An 18,443-nucleotide genomic window follows, 5' to 3' on the forward strand; every position below is an offset into this window, starting at 1 on the left:
GAAGACAAGCCTAGCCTCTTTGGTGCGATGCGGGGACTCCTGACGCGGGGCTGGGCGGGCCAGCCAGGTGGCGAGCCGGACCGGCCGCCGCACGCCGGTGGCGCTGCCGGGCACGGCGGGGCGGGAACACCACTGGCGGGGCGGGACCCGGTCCTCGGATCGGGCACGCCCCGCCAGCCGCGCGCTCAGTTCTCGAACGCCGCCTCGACCAGGGCCTGCTGCTCGCGCTCGTGCACCTTCGACGACCCCGAGGCCGGGGCCGCGGCGGCGCGCCGGGAGATGCGACGCAGCCGGATGCCGCCGGGCAGGAACTCGGTCAGGTTGAGGGCCATGTGCGGGTAGGCGCCCTGGTTCGCTGGCTCCTCCTGGAGCCAGACGATGTCCGTCACGTTCGGGTAACGCTCCAGGACCTGCGCGAGCTCCGGTCCGGGCGTCGGGTAGAGCTGTTCGACGCGCAGCAGGGCGAACCGCTCGGCGTCATCGTGCTTCCCCCGGGCGGCGGCGAGATCGTAGTAGACCTTGCCGCCCGTGAGCAGTACCCGGCGCACGGCCGACGGGTCCGTGACGGACCCGTCGTCAATCACCGGCTGCCAGCCGCTGCCGGTCAGCTCCGCCACGGTGGACGTCGCGGCCTTCAGCCGCAGCATCGACTTGGGGGTGAAGACCACCAGCGGGCGCCGGACCGGCGAGAGGGCCTGCCGGCGCAGCAGGTGGAAGTAGCTGGCGGGGGACGAGGGTGCGGAGACCGTCATGTTGTTGTCCGCGCACAGCGACAGGAATCGCTCGATGCGGGCGGAGGAGTGGTCGGGACCCTGACCCTCGTAGCCGTGCGGCAGCAGCAGGGTGACTGCCGACCGCTGGCCCCACTTGGCCTCACCGGCGGTGATGAACTCGTCAATGATCGACTGGGCGCCGTTGGCGAAGTCGCCGAACTGCGCCTCCCAGAGCACCAGCATGTCCGGCCGGGCGACCGCGTAGCCGTACTCGAAGCCCATCGCCGCGAACTCGCTCAACAGCGAGTCGTAGACGTAGAAGGTGCCGACACCGTCGTTCACGATGGTGCCGTCGAGGCCGTAGCGCAGGGTCCGCAGCGGGGTGTGGTCCGCGGCGCTGTGCCGGTCGACCAGCACGGCGTGCCGCTGGCCGAAGGTGCCCCGCCGGCTGTCCTGACCGGTCAGCCGCACCGAGCGGCCGTCGAGTAGGAGCGTTCCGAAGGCCAAGGTCTCCGCCAGCGCCCAGTCGATCGAGCCGGTCTTCACCATCTGGGCCCGCCGCTCGACCTGGGGACGCAGCCGTGGATGGACGGTGAAGCCCTCCGGCAGGTTGACCTGGGTCTCGATGACCTTCTTCACGGCCTCGTCGGACACGGCGGTGCTCACCGCGGCCGCCGCGGCGGCCTCCTCCGGGGTGGTGATGATGCGTGGCTGCGGCGACGAGCCCGCCGGAGTGGTGTCCCGGGTCTGCGCGAAGGCCTTCTCGAGCTCCGCGCGGTAGCTCTTCATCGCTTGCTCGGCCTCCTCGCGGGTGATGTCCCCGCGGCCGATCAGCGCCTCGGTGTAGAGCTTGCGCACCGAACGCTTGCTGGCGATGGTGTCGTACATCAACGGCTGGGTGAACGAGGGCTCGTCCATCTCGTTGTGCCCGCGCCGCCGGTAGCAGACCAGGTCGATGACGACGTCCTTGTGGAACGCCTGGCGGTACTCGAACGCCAGCGCCGCGACCCGGACACACGCCTCCGGGTCGTCCCCGTTCACGTGGAAGATCGGTGCCTGGACCATCCGGGCGACGTCGGTGGCGTACACCGACGACCGGCCGGAGTCCGGCGAGGTGGTGAATCCGACCTGGTTGTTGATGACCAGGTGCACGGTGCCGCCGGTGCGGTATCCGCGCAGCTGGGACAGGTTGAGGGTCTCGGCGACGACCCCCTGACCGGCGAACGCGGCATCGCCGTGGACGAGTACCGGCAGGACGGTGAAACCCGCCGAGCCCTTGTCCAGGATGTCCTGCTTGGCGCGGACGACGCCCTCGGTGACCGGGTCGACCGCCTCGAGGTGCGACGGGTTCGCGACCACCGAGACCGGTACCGTGCGGCCGTCCTGGCCGGTGTAGACGCCCTCGGCGCCGAGGTGGTACTTGACGTCGCCGGAGCCGTGTGCGGTCTGCGGGTCGAGGTAGCCCTCGAACTCGGCGAAGATCTGCCGGTAGGACTTGCCGACGATGTTGGCGAGCACGTTCAGCCGGCCGCGATGGGCCATGCCGATGACGACCTCGTCCATCCCCGCGCCGGCGGCGCGCGAGAGAACTTCGTCGAGGGCGGGGATCGTCGACTCGGCGCCCTCGAGGGAGAACCGGCGCTGGCCGACGTACTTGGTCTGCAAGAACGATTCGAACGCCTCCGCGGCCCCGAGCCGCTCCAGCACGTGCAGCTGCTCGGCCGGGTCCGGCCGCTCCGCGGCCCGCTCGACCCGGGCCTGGATCCAGGCGCGCTCGTCCGGCTCCTGGATGTGCATGTACTCGATGCCGATCCGACGGCAGTACGAGTCGCGCAGGACCCCCAGGACGTCGCGCAGGGACATCGTCCGGTGCCCGGCGAAGCCGCCGACGGCGAACTCGCGGTCGAGGTCCCACAGGGTCAGCCCGTGGCTGATGATGTCGAGATCGGGATGGCTGCGGATGGCGAACTCGAGCGGGTTCGTGTCCGCCATGAGGTGGCCGCGCACCCGGTAGGCGTGGATCAGTTCCAGCACCCGGGCGTTGTGGTCGAGGTCGCCCTCGTGCACGACCGGCATGTCGGTGACCCAGCGCACGGGCTCGTAGGGCACCCGTAGCGACTGGAAGATCTCGTCGTAGAAGCGGTCCTCGCCGAGGAGCAGCTGGTGCATCCGGCGCAGGTACTCACCCGACTGGGCGCCCTGGATGATGCGGTGGTCGTAGGTGCTGGTCAGTGTGATGATCTTGGAGATCGCGAGCTTCGCCAGGGTGTTCGCCGACGCGCCGGAGAACTCGGCCGGGTACTCCATCGCCCCGACACCGATGATCGTGCCCTGGCCCTCCATCAGGCGGGGCACCGAGTGCACGGTGCCGATGCCGCCGGGGTTGGTCAGGCTGATGGTGACGCCGGTGAAGTCGTCGGTGGTCAGCTTGTTCGCCCGGGCCCGGCGCACGAGGTCCTCGTAGGCCTGCCAGAACTGGGTGAAGTCCAGCGTCTCGGCCTTCTTGACGGCGGCGACGACGAGCTGGCGGCCCTTCGGGGTCACCAGGTCGATGGCGAGGCCCAGGTTGATGTGCTCCGGCTGGACGATGGCCGGCTTGCCGCCCACCTCCGTGTAGGAGGCGTTCATGATGGGATGCGCGGCCAGCGCCTTGACCATCGCGTAGCCGATGATGTGCGTGAAGGACGCCTTGCCGCCGCTGGAGCGGGCCAGGTGCCGGTTGATCACGATGCGGTTGTCCGCGAGCAGCTTGGCCGGCACCGCCCGCACCGAGGTCGCCGTCGGGACGTGCAGCGAGGTCTCCATGTTGCTGACCACGCGGGCGGCGGCGCCGCGCAGCGGCGTGGCCGCCCCCGGAACCTGCCGGTCGGCGGGTGCCGCCTGCTTCGGGGGCCCGGCGGGCTGCGCCGACGCCGGGACCGGCGCGGTCGCGGCGGCCGGAACAGACGGGACGGCCTCGCTCGGCTTCACCGGAACAGGCGTAGTGTGGGAGACCTCACCATCCGGCGAGACCTCTCCGCTAGGGGCCGCCGTGGCGGCCTGTTCGGCTACGCCCGCGGAGGCGGGCGGCGTGCCGGGGCGGTAATCGGAGAGGAACTCGCGCCACTCCGGCGATACGCTCTGCGGATCTTCGAGAAACTGCTGGTAGATCTCGAAGACCAGCCATTCGTTGGGTCCGAAGTCAGGTCCTGACGCAGGTACCGTTGGTGCTGTCACGGGGTCATTCGCCTCTATCCACGGTCTCGCTTCTCGGCCTCCGAAAGGCCTTTCCGCCACCGTCTGCCCATCCTACCCGCTCTGGGCATCCTGGTTCGACCTGTCCCCCGATCGGTTACGAGTAGATTGCTCGGCGTGTTCTCCGGGATACGCGGACCGGCGCCGGGAACGGCCGGCAGCTACAGCCAATCAGGGCGAGAGCGAGATCGTTCGATCGTTCACCGCACGGTGGGGATACTCCCGGGCGGGCCGTCGGTTATGCTCGGTGACGCCGGCCCGCATCATGGCCCCCGGACCCAATAAATGTCGCTTCGAGCGACCTACGCCCGTGAGGCGACCTGGCGGGCCGGCATCTGCCTCTTGATGTTTCTGCTCCTTGGTGCCCTTTCTCCCTTGGTGTCGTTGTCCCTTGGTTTGCCCGGGGTCAGAGTGCGTCCGTCGCGGACTGTCCGTAGTGGTCCCACCCGCCGCTGCCTACGGGACGCTCCCCGTCCACTGTCACCCCCGCGCCGACCGGTCCCGCGCCGCTCAGGACCGAACCGATCATTACGCACCCGGCCGGCGGGGTCACTCCTGGGGGAAGGCAGGCGACCAGCGCGTGATCCTCGCCGCCGTCGAGTACCCAGCGCAACGGGTCCACATCAAGGGCGGCCCCGGCCGACCGCATCGCCTCGTCGATCAGGAAGGCTTCCGGCGCGAGATTGATGGACACCCCCGATGCCACGGCGATGTGGCCGAGATCCGCCACGAGACCGTCCGAGACGTCGCACATGGCGTGCGCGCCCGCGGCGGCGAGCACCGGCCCGAGCGCGTAGGGTGGCCGGGGCCGGCGATGCGCCGCGATCAGCTCCTTCCATCGCGGGTCGTCGACCCATCGGGAATCGCCGGCTGCCGAACCCGCCGTGAGTAGGGCCAGCCCCGCCTGGGCCCACCCGAGACGACCAGCGAGCACCACGGCGTCACCGGGCCGGGCGCCCGAGCGCAGGACCGGCGGCCGGCCCTGCAGGTCACCGAGCGCGGTCACCCCGAGCATGATCGAATCCGCGGAGCTGACGTCCCCGCCGGACACGGAGGCACCGGCATACGCGCATTCCTCGGCCATTCCGTCGGCCATCGCCAGGGCCCAGTCGACCGCGAGGTCGCCGGGTGCGGCGAATCCGAGGAACAGGCCGGTGGGCCTCGCCCCCATCGACGCCACGTCGGCGAGGTTCTGCGCGGCGGCCTTGTGCCCGACATCCACCGCGGACGACCAGTCCCGGCGGAAGTGGCGTCCTTCGAGCAGCAGGTCGGTGGTGACGACCACCCGACCGTCCGGGGCGGCCAGCACCGCCGCATCGTCCCCGGGGCCGACCAGCACGTCCCGTCCATGGGAGAAACGCGCCGTCACAGCCTCGATCAAGCCGAACTCACCCAGATCGCGCAGCGTTGCGCCCGCCGGGGGTTTCCCGTGACTTCCCACTCGCCATATCCTCCAATACCCTACTGATCTGGATATTTCATCCTCGTCGGAGTTTCCCGACCCCGCCGACCCCCGGACCGACCGACCGACCGGCCGGACCGGCCGGACCCGGGACTCCCGGCCGGAGGCGGCACCGACGGGTGGACGCGGCCCTGACCGCACCGGGTACCCGGAAACAGCGGAATGACCGTGATCGCAACGTCCGCGTCACCTTCCCGACATATGTCACTGGAAATCTGACGCGCGTGCGAAGCCAGACCTGTCCGCGTGTATGTCGTCCGCGGCCTGCCGTGATCCGTGGGGCCGGTCAGCCGCGCGCCCAGGCGATTCGGCCCAGCGGAGGTCCGCTGACCAGGCATCGGTCCAGGTAGGGCCGGGTGGCGCTGCAGCCTGGCCGAGGAAGGATCGAGGGAAGGCACTACCTGCCCTCCACCCCCGAGACCATCAGATGGGGTGAGCTGCCGAACGCCCTGACCAGGCCGGTTCTCAGTGTCGACTCCGGCGCCACGGTCACCTTCGATACGGTCAGCCAGGAGGGGATCCTCTGCGACCAGGGGCGCGATCCCGACGCCTTCTTCGCCGGTTTCGGGGTCGCGCCGTCGGAGGTGCTGGCCGACGCCCGGGCGATCGCCGCTTCGGGTATCCCGCACCGGTTCGGGGTGGACGGCCCCCACATCGTCACCGGACCGGTGTTCGTCCGGGGCGCGGAACCGGGGGACGTGCTGCGGGTTGAGATGGTCTCGCTGCATCCCCGCGCACGGTATGGGATCGTCTCGACCCGCCATGGCGCGGGCCTGCTCGCCGGGGAGTTCCCCGCGGGGGGCCACCGGACTCGGACGCCGACGCCCGCCATTGGCAACGCTTCCGCACCGTTACCACCTTCTGCGCTGTGGAGCGCCGGCGGGGCCGTCTGTTCGGCGCCCTGACCAGTGTGAACGGCAGCAGGCCCCGGTTTCCGTTGGCGCCGTTCCTGGGAATCATGGCGGTCGGCGTGGACACTACGATCGAGATCGTCCCCTCCACCTCGATCGGTCCGCACGGCGGCGCCCTGGACTGCCGGGAACTCGGCGCGGGCGCGCGGCTGTTCCTGCCGGTCCAGGTGAGCGGCGCGTTGTTCGCCGTCGGCGATCCGCATTACGCCCTCGGAGACGGGAAGATCGGTGCCACCGCCCTGGATGGCCCGCTGCGGGCGACGCTGCGGCTGACCGTGCTGCGTGACACGGCGGCCCGGTCGGTTCTCGGCGCGCTGCGGGAACCGTTCATCGAGACCGACACGGCCTGGGTCACCCTGGGGCTCGACGTTGACCTCGCCGAGTCCGTCCGCCGCGCGGCGCGGTCGGCGGTGGTCTTCCTACAGAGCCGGGTCGGGCTCGACCGGACCGAGGCGCTTGCCTACCTGTCCGCCGCAGCCGACTTCGGGGCGTGCCAGCTCGGCACCGGAACCCAGAGCGCGTTCTGCCGCATCCGCCGGGCGGATTTCACCGAACTGCCGACCGTGAAGCCGCGACTGCCGCGACCCGGACTCGTGCGGATCGCCGGCGTGGGCGACTCGGAGACCGAGGACCCGACGGATCCGGGACACGCCGCGGAGAAGACGCCGGAGCAGGCGTCGAGGCATCCCCACGACGATCACGGTCCCGACGTCCTGCCGGCGCCGTTCGAACCGGGCGGGGTGGCCGGGCCGCCGGCCTGACCGACCCGTTCGGCCCGCGGGGAGCGGTCGCCCCCACCGGCGCCCAGGGCCGCGCCCGCGCCTCGCCGGGGGGCAGGGGCCGGATCACGGGCCGGATCGTGCGGATCGGCGTCCGGCGGTGCGTCGTCGAGGCCATCCAGATCGGACAGGGCGATGGGCCGCCACCGGTGCAGCGCCTCGTCGGCGCTCGCCCGGACGGTGGAGTGTTCGACGCGGGGGAGGCCGATGGCGGCATCGTCCCGCGGTCGTCGCGCCCCGGTGTTCACGGGCGCGATGCCGGCCCTCGCCCGCCGCGGCCACAACGAGGCCAACGCGGCGTCGGTGTCGAACTCGGGCTGGCGGACCCGCCAGAACCGCCAGCCCGCCCGGCGCAGCTCGCGCTCCCGGGCGAACTCGTGCGCGATCTCGTCCGGACCGGAGCCGACGTCCCCGTCGCACTCGACGGCGAGCCGGGCCCGACCGCCGGAGACGACCAGGTCGACCCGCCGACCGTTGACCTCCACCTGCGGGGTGACCAGGTAGCCGCGGCCGGCGATCTCCCGGAAGACCCGCTGTTCGAACAGGGATCCGAAGGCCGGATGCGGACGGTTGGCCGGCACCTCGGCGAGCGCCGGGGGCTCCTCGCCGCGGCCGGCGGTCGCCGGGTGCGTCGTGGACAGCACGTAGCTCAGATAGTTGTGCCGCAGATCGCGGGGGTCAAGATCGGTAACCGGTACGGAGTGGAACAGCCAGACCTGGTCGCGGGCCCGGGAGGCCGCGACGTTGAACCGCCGCTGGTACTCCAGTCGGGTCAGCGGGGTGATGCGCGAGTCGGGCGCCACCACCAGGGACAGGAAGACGACGTCGCGCTCGTCGCCCTGGAAGTCGGCGGGGACGCCCACCCGCAGCCGTCGACGCTGGTGCTCGGCGGCGGACATCCGGTCGGCCAGCTGGTCGCGGATCAGCGCCGCCTGCGCGGTGCCCTGCGGGACGACGACGCCGAAGGAGAGCCGGGCGTACCGGGGATCCTCGGCGCAGGAGAGCACCTGCGCGACCAGGGCATCGGCCTCGGCCGGATTGCGTGGACCGAGGCCCGCGTCTGTGGTGAAACCATGGGGAACGAACCGGGCGACCAGCGGCGGCAGCCGGTCGGCGCCGAACTGGCGCAGGGGAAGCAGCGGCGCGTCCCGGTAGAACATGGCCGACGACCACTCGATGATTTCCGGCATGCACCGGAAGTGCTCCCGCAGCCGGATCACCTCGCCGAAGCGGGTCCGCAACAGCGTGAACAGGCTCGACCGGGGGGTGAACCCGACGCGCAGCCACGCCGGCACCTCCGGCAGCAGGGCCTCCAGCCGGTCGAAGACCCGGTCGAGCTCGTCCGTGACCTCCACCGGCGGCGTGCACTGCCGGTCGTCGCCCACGACGATCACCCGTGGGGCGAGCCAGAGCAGGAACAGGCTGTCGAGCCCGGCCTGACTGCCTTCGTCGACGATCACGACGTCGAAGCTGTCGCGCACCGCCGGGATCGTCGACAGCACCTCCCGGATCGGCATGACCCAGGCCGGCACCGCCGTCTGGGCGATCTCCATCGCCTCCCGGGCGGCCTGGCGGAAACGTTCGGCGTGGCGGCCGCCGAAGGTGCCGCTGGCCGCCACCGCGTCGGCATAGGCGTGCAGCGCGGCCGATTGCTCGGCGCCCATCCGTTCGAGGCAGTGTTTCCACGCGCGGGCGCCGGCCAGCTCCGCGGTGGCCGCGGCGACCATGTCCTCCGCCGCGTCCAGCTCGGCGTCCAGATCGACAGGTGGTCCAGCCGGGCCGCCGGGAGCCGCGCCGGCGCCGGCGGCCGTGGCGGTCAGCCAGCTCGCGGCCACCGCCCAGGACCAGGCGGTCGTGAACGCCGCGAGCCTGGCCGGCCAGATCTCCGCTCCATTGGGCCGGGTCGCGCCGGCCGTCGAGACGAGAAGATCGGCGAGGTCGGGATGCGCCGCGCGCAGCCGGCCGAGCAGCTCGTCCCGGCGCAGCGTCACCTCCCGGGCAGCCATGGTGGTGGCGAGCGCGGCCCGGGTCCGCGTGTACGCGGCCACATTGCGGGCCGCCACCGCGCCGGCCAGCTCGGCGACCTCGGACGGCGCGCCCGCCGCGGTGGCAAGCTCGGCGTAGCCCTCCCGCAGTTCCCCCAGTGCCTGCTCGGCGTCGGCGGCGGCTGCCATCGGGCGCAGCGCGGCCATGACGGCCGCGAGATCCCGGACGCGCTCGGCGGAGTCCACCGCCGGTGCCCGGCCGGGCACGATGTCCTCCAGGATCGCCACGACCCGGTCCCGCGCCGTCACGACCGCCTGGATCTCGGTGACGGCCTCCTGCGCCTCAACCAGTCGGGACAGGCGTACCTCGAAGGGATCGGTGGGCCGCGGCGCGATCCCGACCAGGGCCCACCCGCGGGTCGCGGCCTCGACCGCGACCTCCGCCCGGAGCCGGACGAGCACGAGATCGAGCAGCTCCGGGGTGGTCGGCGCGACGCCGTCCACCAGCGTCCGGGTCAGCAGCGCGTCCGCCTCCTTCTGGACCTTCGGCCGGAACCTGCGCCGCAGCTCGCCCCCGGCGTCGAGGTGCTCGCGCAGCGCCTCCCCCCGGGCGAGCAGAGCGGCGGGGTCGAAGCCCGGATCCGCCGGGGAGCCGGCGTCGGCGGCCGAGGCGGAGCCGTCCGGGGACGCGGAGGTCGGAAGGGCGACCGCGTGCAGACCGAGTTCGGTCACGTGCCGTGTCGCTTCGGCGATCATCGGCGTGGCCGCGGCCACCTTCGCCCAGAGGACCCGGTCCCGGCCGGCGAGGGCGTCGTCGAGGGCCGCCGGAACCCAGTGCCGTCTGTGCGACCGCTGCCCGCGCCCGTCGAGCTCCTCGAGCGTGCGGGAGAGCCTGGCGACCGCCTGCTGTAGCGGATCGAGGGAGACCACCGCGGGATCGACGGCGGCAAGCGTGTCGAGGAGACCTCGGGTCGCGGGACGGACGGCCGCGCGGGCAAGGCGGACCGCCTCGTCGGCCGCGCGGGCGGCGGCCACCAGGTCCGCGAACCGCTCGGCGGGTAGGAACCGGCTCATCTCGACCACCGGGCTGGCGGACCGGTCCGCGCCGGCGTCCTGACCAGATCGCATCTGACCGGATCGCAGCAGGGCGTGGAGCTCCAGTGCCTCGGCGCCGGTCAACGGCGGGGGAACCGGCGCAGGCCCGACAGGCCCGGACCCCGTCGTCGTGGTGGCTGCGGTGGTCGCGGTGGCCCGGGGCACGGGCCGCGGCAGCCACCGCGACGCGTCGGCCTCGGCCCGGACCCGCGCCGCGATGCTCGCCCGCGTCCCGCCCCAGCCCGGAGCCACCTCGCTGTCCGGATGCACCGTGTGCTCGGCCAACCGCAGGGCGCGGGCCCGGTCCGCCAGGACATCGCGGGCGCGGATCGCCTCCCGCCGACGCGCGGCGGCCCGCGCGATCCGCCGGTCGAGCGCCTCGGGGTGATAGGTGGCCTTCTCCGCGGCCAGGGCGCTCACGCTCGCGGCGAGCTCGGGGGAACCCACGCCGATGCCGCCGAGCTCGTCCGCTCCGTCTTCAGCCCCGGCCGGGGCGGGGTCGAAGACCGGGTCGGGCCGGCCGTCCAGGCCCGCCCCCGCGTTCTCGGCCTGGTCGACCGGAGCGCCGCGTGCCTCCTCGGTGTCGGTGAACGACACGCACAGCCGCTGCAGGTCCGGGGGCAGTTTCTCCCGCAGGGCTTGCGACTTCTGGCTGGTGACCAGAACCCGTTGCCCCTCCGCCAGCAGGGCGCAGACCAGGTTGGCGATCGTGTGCGTCTTGCCGGTGCCGGGCGGGCCCTCGACGACGACGCCGTTGTCGTGGCGAAGCCGTTCCAGCACCCGGGCCTGCTCGGGACTGGCCGGGAGCGGGAGCAGCGGGTCCGCACCGAGCTCGGCGCCGCTCGTCGCCCCCTCCGCCTCGAGCCAGGCCAGCCGGTCGGCGGCGCCGAGGGTCTCCACCAGCTGGACGAGGCCGAGCGGCGGAGGTCCGTCACCCCGCAGGACGTCGAGCATCCGCTCGTAGTAGGTCAGCAGGGCGGCTTGGTCACGGGTGCGCAGGACGAGGGCCGGGGCGAAGGTCACCCGCGGGCGTGACGCGCTGTCGGGCGGCGGCGGCGCGGGCGGCGCGAGGTCGGGTTCGAAGCCGTCCGTCGGCACGTCGAGCGCCAGCGCCAGCCAGTCCCGCAGCAGCCGGATGTCGTCCGGGCCCAGTGGCGCCGACGGTCGTCCCCGCAGGCGCTCGTGCAGCGCGTTCGTCCGTTCCCGGCGGAAGCCGGCGATGCCGTCGAGCAGCGGGCCGTCGGCGAGGCGCGTCGTGGCTCCCGCCGGGACCCGCACCCTGATGTCGGAGGTGACCGGGTCGATGTCGCAGGTCAGTCGGGTGGTCAGCAGGTGCTCGCGGACGGTGGGGCCGCCCGGTGGCTGCCAGGTCAGCAGGCCGGTCGCCAGCACGAGTTCCAGCGCGTCACCCTCCTGGGCGACCCGGGCCGCGACCGCGTGCAGCGTGTTGTGCAGATTGCGCCGCTCCGCGTCAACGCGCGCGCGTGTCGCCCAGAGCTGCCATCGCGGCAACCAGGCCTGGTAGGCCGCCGCGGCGGCGGTCTGCTCGGCGGCGGCGCCGTTCCATACCGGCGGCTGGTCGGGATCGGCGCCGGCCGCGTCGGGCAGCACGATCTGGCCGGCGAGGATCGCGGGCGGTGGCGGCGGTGGCGGCGGTGGGGGCAGGACGGTGGCGGCGGGGGCGGTCAGCAGCACCTCGCCGGCCCCGGCGTGCTCGGACAGTGGCACGCCGGCCGGGATGCTGGCGAGCCACACCGTGAGCGGATGCTCCTCGATGGTCCGGATCCGGCCCGACCGGGCCGCCGCGACCTCATGGAGGAACCGCACCAGCCGGTGACAGCGGTCGGCGAGGGCGGCATGCCGCTCGAGGCCGGCGGTCTCCGTCGTCATCAGGACCTCGCTCTGGAGATCCCGGCGCCCGCGCCGGGAAGGAAACGACATCCGTCGGTTGTCGCCACGTGACTTTCCTCCCGTCGGCGCTGTTCTCCCGATCCGCTCTCCCGATCCGCGGCGCCACCGATCTGTGACGCCACGTCCGCGAGGTCGGCAGGATGCCGGCATCCTACGCATAATGACGTCCCCCTCTCCGGCGGAGCGACAGGAGGGGGTAGCCCGTCCGCGGGGTGCGCCGGGTGCGGGTTCGGCGTGCCGCCGACGGCACGGCGAGGCGGGTGCGACAACATACGCATCCGTGAGGTCACGGTTCTACACTGATGTGCACATTCACTCCCGGTACTCGCGTGCCTGCAGTCGTGACTGCGATCTGGAGCACCTGGCCTGGTGGGCGGCACGCAAGGGCATCGCCGTCGTCGGCACCGGCGACTTCACCCATCCGGCCTGGTCCCAGGAGATCGCGACGAAGCTGCTCCCGGCCGAGCCCGGCCTGTTCCGGCTGCGGTCCGATCTCGAGCATGAGGTGCTGCGCACGTTGCCGGCCTCCTGCCGGACGGCGACCCGCTTCATGATCTCCAGTGAGATCTCGACGATCTACAAGAGGGGCGACCGGACCCGTAAGGTCCATCATCTTCTCTACGCTCCCGATCGGGAGGCCGCCGGACGGATCACGGCGGCGTTGGCCCGAATCGGCAACCTCGCCGCGGACGGGCGTCCCATCCTGGGCCTGGACTCCCGCGATCTGCTGGAGATCACCCTTGGTGGCGGGGCGGGCTGCTATCTGGTCCCGGCGCACGTGTGGACGCCCTGGTTCGCGGTTCTCGGTTCGAAGTCCGGGTTCGACGCCGTCGAGGACTGCTACGGCGACCTCGCCGATGAGGTCTTCGCCCTGGAGACGGGGCTTTCGGCGGACCCGGAGATGTTCTGGCGGATCTCCGGTCTCGACCGTTACCGGCTGGTGAGCAACTCTGACGCCCACTCCCCGCCGATGCTCGGCCGGGAGGCGACCGCGTTCACCTGCGACCTCGACTACTTCTCCATCGAGGCCGCGCTGCGCGGCGGGGACGGCTTCGCGGGGACCGTCGAGTTCTTCCCGGAGGAGGGCAAGTACCACCTCGACGGGCATCGCAAGTGCGGGGTGGTCCTCACGCCGGACCAGACCCGGGAGGCCGGCGGACGCTGCCCCACCTGCGGCGGTGGCCTCACCGTCGGGGTCCTCAACCGGGTCGAGGCGCTGGCCGACCGGCGGCCCGGCCACCGCCCCGTCACGGCGCCCGGCGTCACCTCGCTGGTTCCGCTGCCGGAGGTCGTCGGGGAGATCCTCGGCGTGGGTCCGAAGAGCAAGGCGGTCGCGGGTCAGGTGACGTCGTTGGTCTCCCGTCTGGGCCCGGAGCTCGACATCCTCGGCGACGTACCGCTCACGGACATCGCCGAGGCCGGATCGCCGGAGCTGGTCGAGGCAATCAGTCGCCTGCGCCGCGGGGAGGTGATCCGGCAGGCCGGGTTCGACGGCGAGTACGGCGTCATCCGGTTGTTTGAGCCCCGGGAGCTCGCCCGGGACGGTGGCACCCTGTTCGACCTGGGATCCGGCGCGGCCGGTGGGCAGGACCGGATCGATACGGGACCCTCCCTCGACGAGGCGCTCGCGGCGCGGGCGCGCCCGGCCTCTGATGCCACGGTGGTGCCGGGGGACGCCACGGTGCTGCCGGGGGACGCCGCGGTGGCCGGCAGCCAGCTGTTCACGCCGGTTTCCGGCGAGACCCCGTCGGTGCTCGACGGGCTGGATCCCGAGCAGCGGCTGGCCGCCTCGCATCTGTCCGGTCCGCTGCTCGTCCTCGCCGGACCGGGAACGGGCAAGACCCGTACGCTGGTCCACGCGATCGCACACCGGGTCGCTGAGCACGGGGTGCCGGCCGGGGAGTGCCTGGCGGTCACCTTCACCCGGCGTGCGGCCGGGGAGCTCGCCGAACGGCTCGCCGTCCTGCTGGGTGACGCCGCCGGACGGGTGCTCGCGACGACCTTCCACGGCCTCGGGCTCACGATCATCCGTGAGCAGCACGCGAAACTCGCCCGGGGCCCGCAGGTCCAGGTAGCGGACGACGCGGTGCGCGTGGAGCTAATCGCCGCGGCGCTGCACGGTGAGGGCGACGCCCGGACGCGCCGGCGGGTGGCGGCCGGTGTCGCCGAGCTCAAGCGGCACCGAGCGCTCGGCGAGGAGATCCGCGACCACGACCTGGTCGGGGCGCTCGCCCGTTACGACGCCGCGCTGCGCGATCGGGACATGGTCGACCTCGACGATCTGATCACCCTGCCGCTGACCCTGCTGCGGTCGTCCCCGGATCTCGCCGAGCACTACCAGCGGCGGTGGCGCCACGTCTGGGTCGACGAGTACCAGGACACCGACGAACTCCAGTACCGCCTGCTGGGGCTGTTGTGTCCCCCCACGGCCAACCTGTGCGTGATCGGCGACCCGGACCAGGCTATCTACAGCTTCCGGGGTGCGGACGTCCGGTTCTTCCTGCGGTTCGAGCAGGACTACCCGAGTGCCCGCCCGGTCGCCCTGACCCGCGGCTACCGATCCACCCGCACCATCGTGCGGACGGCGCTCGATGTGATCGCGCCCGCGAGTCTGGTCCCGGACCGGACCCTGACCGCCGTGCGGGGCGCCGAGGGCGACGGCCCGGTGCTGCTGCGGCGCTACCGCAGTGAGGCCGAGGAGGCGATCGCCGTCGTCGGCACGATCGACGCGGCGCTTGGCGGTACCTCGTTCCACGCGTTGGACTCGGGGGTGGACGGATCGGTCGACGCGGGGTTCTCCTTCGCGGACATCGCCGTGCTCTACCGGACCGCCCGCCAGGCCGAGCCGATCATGGAAGCGCTGGCCACCCGCGGTTTCCCGTTCCAGCGGCGCTCTCATCTCCCGCTCGCGGACGCTCCCGCGGTCGCCGGCCTGCTCGCCCTGCTGCAGGACCTGACGACCACGGGTCCGTCGGGTCCCGGCGTCCCGCGTCCGGTGTCGGGTCTGCTGCGCGACGCGGCGGCACGGGCCACCGATCTTGCCGAGGCGAGGAGAAGCGAGCTCGGCGCCGTGCCGTCCGACGGGTTCCCCGGCTTCTCCGGCGGGCGGGTGCCGACCGAGGCCGAGCTGCGCCTGGCGGTGGAGCTGCTCGCACCGGCCGCCGCAGCGGCCGGCAACGACCTGGCGGGTTTCCTCACGTCGGTCACGCTCGCCGCCGAGGTCGACGGGCTGGACCCGAGGGCGGACCGGATCTCGCTGCTGACCCTGCACGCGAGCAAGGGCCTGGAATACGGCCTGGTCATCATCGTCGGTTGTGAGGACGGGCTGCTGCCGATGCGGTTCGGTCCGGCCGGTGGGATTCCGGGCGGTGAGGCGCCGGGCGGTGGCGTCGGCGGAACCGCCGACGCCGGCACGAAGGACGCCGAGGCGGAGGAGCGCCGGCTCTTCTTCGTCGGCGTCACCCGGGCCAGGCATCGGTTGGTCCTCACCTCGGCGGCCAGCCGGCGGCGCGCCGGGTCGGTCGTGACGACCCGTCCCTCACCGTTTCTTGCGGATATCAGGCCGGCTTTGCTGTCCTCTGCCCCGGCCGAGGGCGTCCCGGCCGAGGGCGGGCGGCGTCGGCCGCGCCGGCCGGCACCGGGCAAGCAGCTGCGACTCCTCTGAGCCGCTGGGCCGGAGCCACCGGACCGGCACTCGCGCGGCCCGGCGGCTCAGCGCTTGCGCAACACCATCGCGAGGTTCCAGGTCACAATCTCGCGGGCACCGGGAATCCTGAGAATCACCTTCGCCCAGTCGGGTAGATAGCGCGGCATCGCGTCGAGGATCTCGACGTCGGGCCGCCGCTTCGCCCAGGCGAGGGTGTCGGCCACCGACACCGGGAACAGAGTCTTGCCGTAGATGTTCTTCGGCGCCTTGCCCTTGCGGCGTTCGAACCTTGCCGCCGCCCGGTCGCCACCCAGATAGTGCCAGGGTGCGGTCTCGTGGCCGCCCCAAGGGGACAGCCAGTTCGTGTAGCTCAGGAAGATGAGCCCGCCGGGGCGGGTCACCCGGGCCAGCTCGGAGCACATCCGCCATGGGTCGGGAACGTGTTCGAGCACGTTTGACGTGTAGCAGAGATCAACGCTTCCGGAGAGGAACGGTAGGTCCAAGGCGTTGCCCCGGACCCGGCCGGGAACCTCGAGGCCACCGGCCTCCATCTCCGAGACGTCCGGCTCGACCCACACATACCGGGCGCCGGCGTCGAGGAAGGCTGAGCGGAAGTAACCCGGGCCGCCGCCGACGTCGAGGACGAGCTGGCCGGTCAGGGAGGTGTACCGCATCAGCTGGCGCACGGAGTCCGCGGCGATCAGCGAGTAGAAGCCGGCCGGGTCGACGGGCTCCTTGCGGTGCGCGAGGAACAGCGTCTTCGAGCGCGACAGTCCGAACCCGGAATAGGGCAGGGCGCGCACCAGCGGACCCTCCTCCTTGGTCCGCTGGTGGGGAGTGGCCGCCGCGGAGGGCGTCGGGGCCTGCCTCGAGCCCGCGGGGGGAGCCGTGGAAGCCGTAGCCGTGGACGCGGTGGAGGTCGCCGCGGATGCCGCCGTGTCAGACATGCCGGGGACGATAACACCACGGCTGCGGGCCTTCGGCGGGCGGCGGGAGCCGCCCGGGCCGCCAGTCGGATCCGCCCCGGCCGTGGCGTGGCGTGGACCCCGGTCCGGAGCGGCCCCGACGTCCGCCCGGTCTCCCGGCTCCGATGCGCAGAGCAGGAACATATCGCGCTTGTTGTGGAATTATCCAGGTTCCGAGGTTTATTGTTTACGCGTTGGACGCTCCTTTGGCCCGTTGGCACTTCTTCGTTCCCTGAACCCGGCGACGTGTGTTCCCGGCGATCCTGAGGACTGGTGATGATGGTAGCGCACCCGGTTCCGCTGGCAGGCCCGACTATCTTCCGAGAAACTGGACTATTTGGACTTTCCGGGATATTAGTGATTATTCCGCCCGCCTGGCCGATCGCCGCGGCCCAGGGCATGGGCGACTAGGCCGCGGGGATGTCGCAGACCTATGAAAGTCCCGACTTGCCTTCGCCTCCCGTCTCGGGGGCGTTATCTCCGGCCTGGCGACACGTTCTTGATCAGCCTATGAGGATGCGGGCTGAACTGGACCGCCTGCGCCGCCACGCGCCCTTTTACGACGCGACGGTGGACGAGATCGACGGCCGCCGGATACGGATCGGTGATCACTGGCTCGCCGATTTCGCGTCGTGCAACTACCTTGGCCTCGATCTCGACCGGGAGATCATCGAGGCGGTCCCGGAGTACCTGGACCGCTGGGGCACCCACCCGAGCTGGTCGAGGCTGATCGCCAGCCCGCAGATGTACGACGACATCGAGCGCACGCTCGCCGCTCTCCTCGGTGCCGAGGACGCGCTGCTGCTCCCGACCATCACCCACATCCAGCTGTCGGTGCTGCCCGCCCTCGTGGGCAAGGGGGCCCTCTTCGTCGAGGTGCACGCCCATCAGACGGCGCATGACGGCGCGGTCGTGGCCGCGGCCCACGGCGCCGTCGTGGCGCGCTTCCGCGAGGACCGGCTCTACCGGCTGGAACGCCGGCTGCGGACGAGCCCCCACCCCCGGGTGGTGTGCGTCGACGGCGTCCACAGCATGACCGGAAACGGCCCGCCGCTCGCCGAACTCGCGGCGCTCACCCGTGCGCACGACGCCCTGCTCTACGTCGACGACGCCCACGGGTTCGGTGTCGTCGGCGAGCGTGATGCCGCCGCGTCGAGCCCCTACGGCAGCCGCGGCAACGGAATCGTCCGCCATCTCGGCGAGACCTACGACGATCTCGTCCTGGTCGGCGGTTTCTCGAAGGCGTATTCGTCGCTGCTCGCCTTCGTCGCCTGCCCCACGGAGGTGAAGGAGTATCTGAAGTCCACCGCGGGCCCGTACGTCTTCTCCGGCCCGTCGCCGGTGGCGTCCCTGGCGACCGGGCTGGTCGGGCTGCGGGTCAACGCGGAACGCGGGGACGCCATCCGTGCCCGGCTGTATCGCCTGACCAGCCGGTTCCTCGACGGCCTGCGCGGGCTCGGCCTGTTCACGCTCAACGCCAGCGGCTTTCCGATCATAGAGATTCCCCTGGTCGACGCCGCGCAGGCCGAGCCGTTGGGCCGGTTTCTGTTCGAACGGGGGATCTTCGTGAGTGTGGTGCCGTTCCCGGTCGTTCCCCGCGAGCAGGTCGGGGTGCGCATCCAGGTCACCGCGGCCAACACCGACGTCGAGATCGATCATCTGCTGGCCGTCCTGGCCGAGGCGGTCGAGCGGTTTCCCCTGGTATCGGTCCCGCAGGCCCGCGCCGGCGACTGAACCCCACC

At 72.1% G+C, this 18,443-nt stretch carries 8 protein-coding genes; 4 read left to right on the top strand and 4 right to left on the bottom strand.

The window, feature by feature from the left end; all coding sequences use genetic code 11:
• Nucleotides 1-185 precede the first annotated feature (185 nt).
• A complete protein-coding gene (locus tag AC08OU_RS11750; protein ID WP_476604895.1) occupies nt 186-3,929 on the bottom strand; it encodes a multifunctional oxoglutarate decarboxylase/oxoglutarate dehydrogenase thiamine pyrophosphate-binding subunit/dihydrolipoyllysine-residue succinyltransferase subunit in 3,744 nt (1,247 codons plus the stop codon).
• Nucleotides 3,930-4,353: 424 nt separating this feature from the next.
• Nucleotides 4,354-5,388, bottom strand: a complete 1,035-nt coding sequence (locus AC08OU_RS11755) for a thiamine-phosphate kinase (protein ID WP_476600520.1) — start codon at nt 5,386-5,388, stop codon at nt 4,354-4,356.
• Between the two features lie 377 nt (nt 5,389-5,765).
• Between AC08OU_RS11755 and AC08OU_RS11760 the strand changes: the two genes are divergently transcribed.
• Nucleotides 5,766-6,314, top strand: a complete 549-nt coding sequence (locus AC08OU_RS11760) for an acetamidase/formamidase family protein (protein ID WP_476600522.1) — start codon at nt 5,766-5,768, stop codon at nt 6,312-6,314.
• 65 nt (nt 6,315-6,379) lie between these two features.
• Entirely contained in the window at nt 6,380-7,081 is a 702-nt protein-coding gene (locus tag AC08OU_RS11765) for an acetamidase/formamidase family protein (protein ID WP_476600524.1), read from the top strand.
• Here the strand turns inward: AC08OU_RS11765 and AC08OU_RS11770 are convergent.
• On the bottom strand, nt 7,018-12,069 hold the full coding sequence (locus tag AC08OU_RS11770) for an AAA domain-containing protein (RefSeq protein WP_476600526.1): 5,052 nt from the start codon (nt 12,067-12,069) through the stop codon (nt 7,018-7,020). The two genes, AC08OU_RS11765 and AC08OU_RS11770, sit on opposite strands and share 64 nt — an antisense overlap.
• Before the next feature lie 301 nt (nt 12,070-12,370).
• On the opposite strand from AC08OU_RS11770, the gene AC08OU_RS11775 reads away from it, so the two are divergent.
• Entirely contained in the window at nt 12,371-15,754 is a 3,384-nt protein-coding gene (locus tag AC08OU_RS11775) for a UvrD-helicase domain-containing protein (RefSeq protein ID WP_476600528.1), read from the top strand.
• A 47-nt stretch (nt 15,755-15,801) separates the two neighbouring features.
• On the opposite strand, the gene AC08OU_RS11780 is transcribed toward AC08OU_RS11775, so the two are convergent.
• Nucleotides 15,802-16,539 (bottom strand): class I SAM-dependent methyltransferase, encoded by a 738-nt coding sequence (locus tag AC08OU_RS11780; protein ID WP_476600530.1) that lies wholly within the window; start codon nt 16,537-16,539, stop codon nt 15,802-15,804.
• A 582-nt stretch (nt 16,540-17,121) separates the two neighbouring features.
• Here AC08OU_RS11780 and AC08OU_RS11785 point away from each other — a divergent pair.
• A complete protein-coding gene (locus AC08OU_RS11785) occupies nt 17,122-18,435 on the top strand; it encodes an aminotransferase class I/II-fold pyridoxal phosphate-dependent enzyme (RefSeq protein WP_476604896.1) in 1,314 nt (437 codons plus the stop codon).
• Nucleotides 18,436-18,443: the final 8 nt, after the last annotated feature.

Source organism: Frankia sp. CcMO1 (assembly GCF_977945845.1).

Bases quoted from the DNA above. Each gene is read 5' to 3' on its own strand.
- AC08OU_RS11770 (WP_476600526.1), bottom strand. From the start codon at position 12,069: ATGACGACGGAGACCGCCGGCCTCGAGCGGCATGCCGCCCTCGCCGAC.
- AC08OU_RS11785 (WP_476604896.1), top strand. From the start codon at position 17,122: ATGTCGCAGACCTATGAAAGTCCCGACTTGCCTTCGCCTCCCGTCTCG.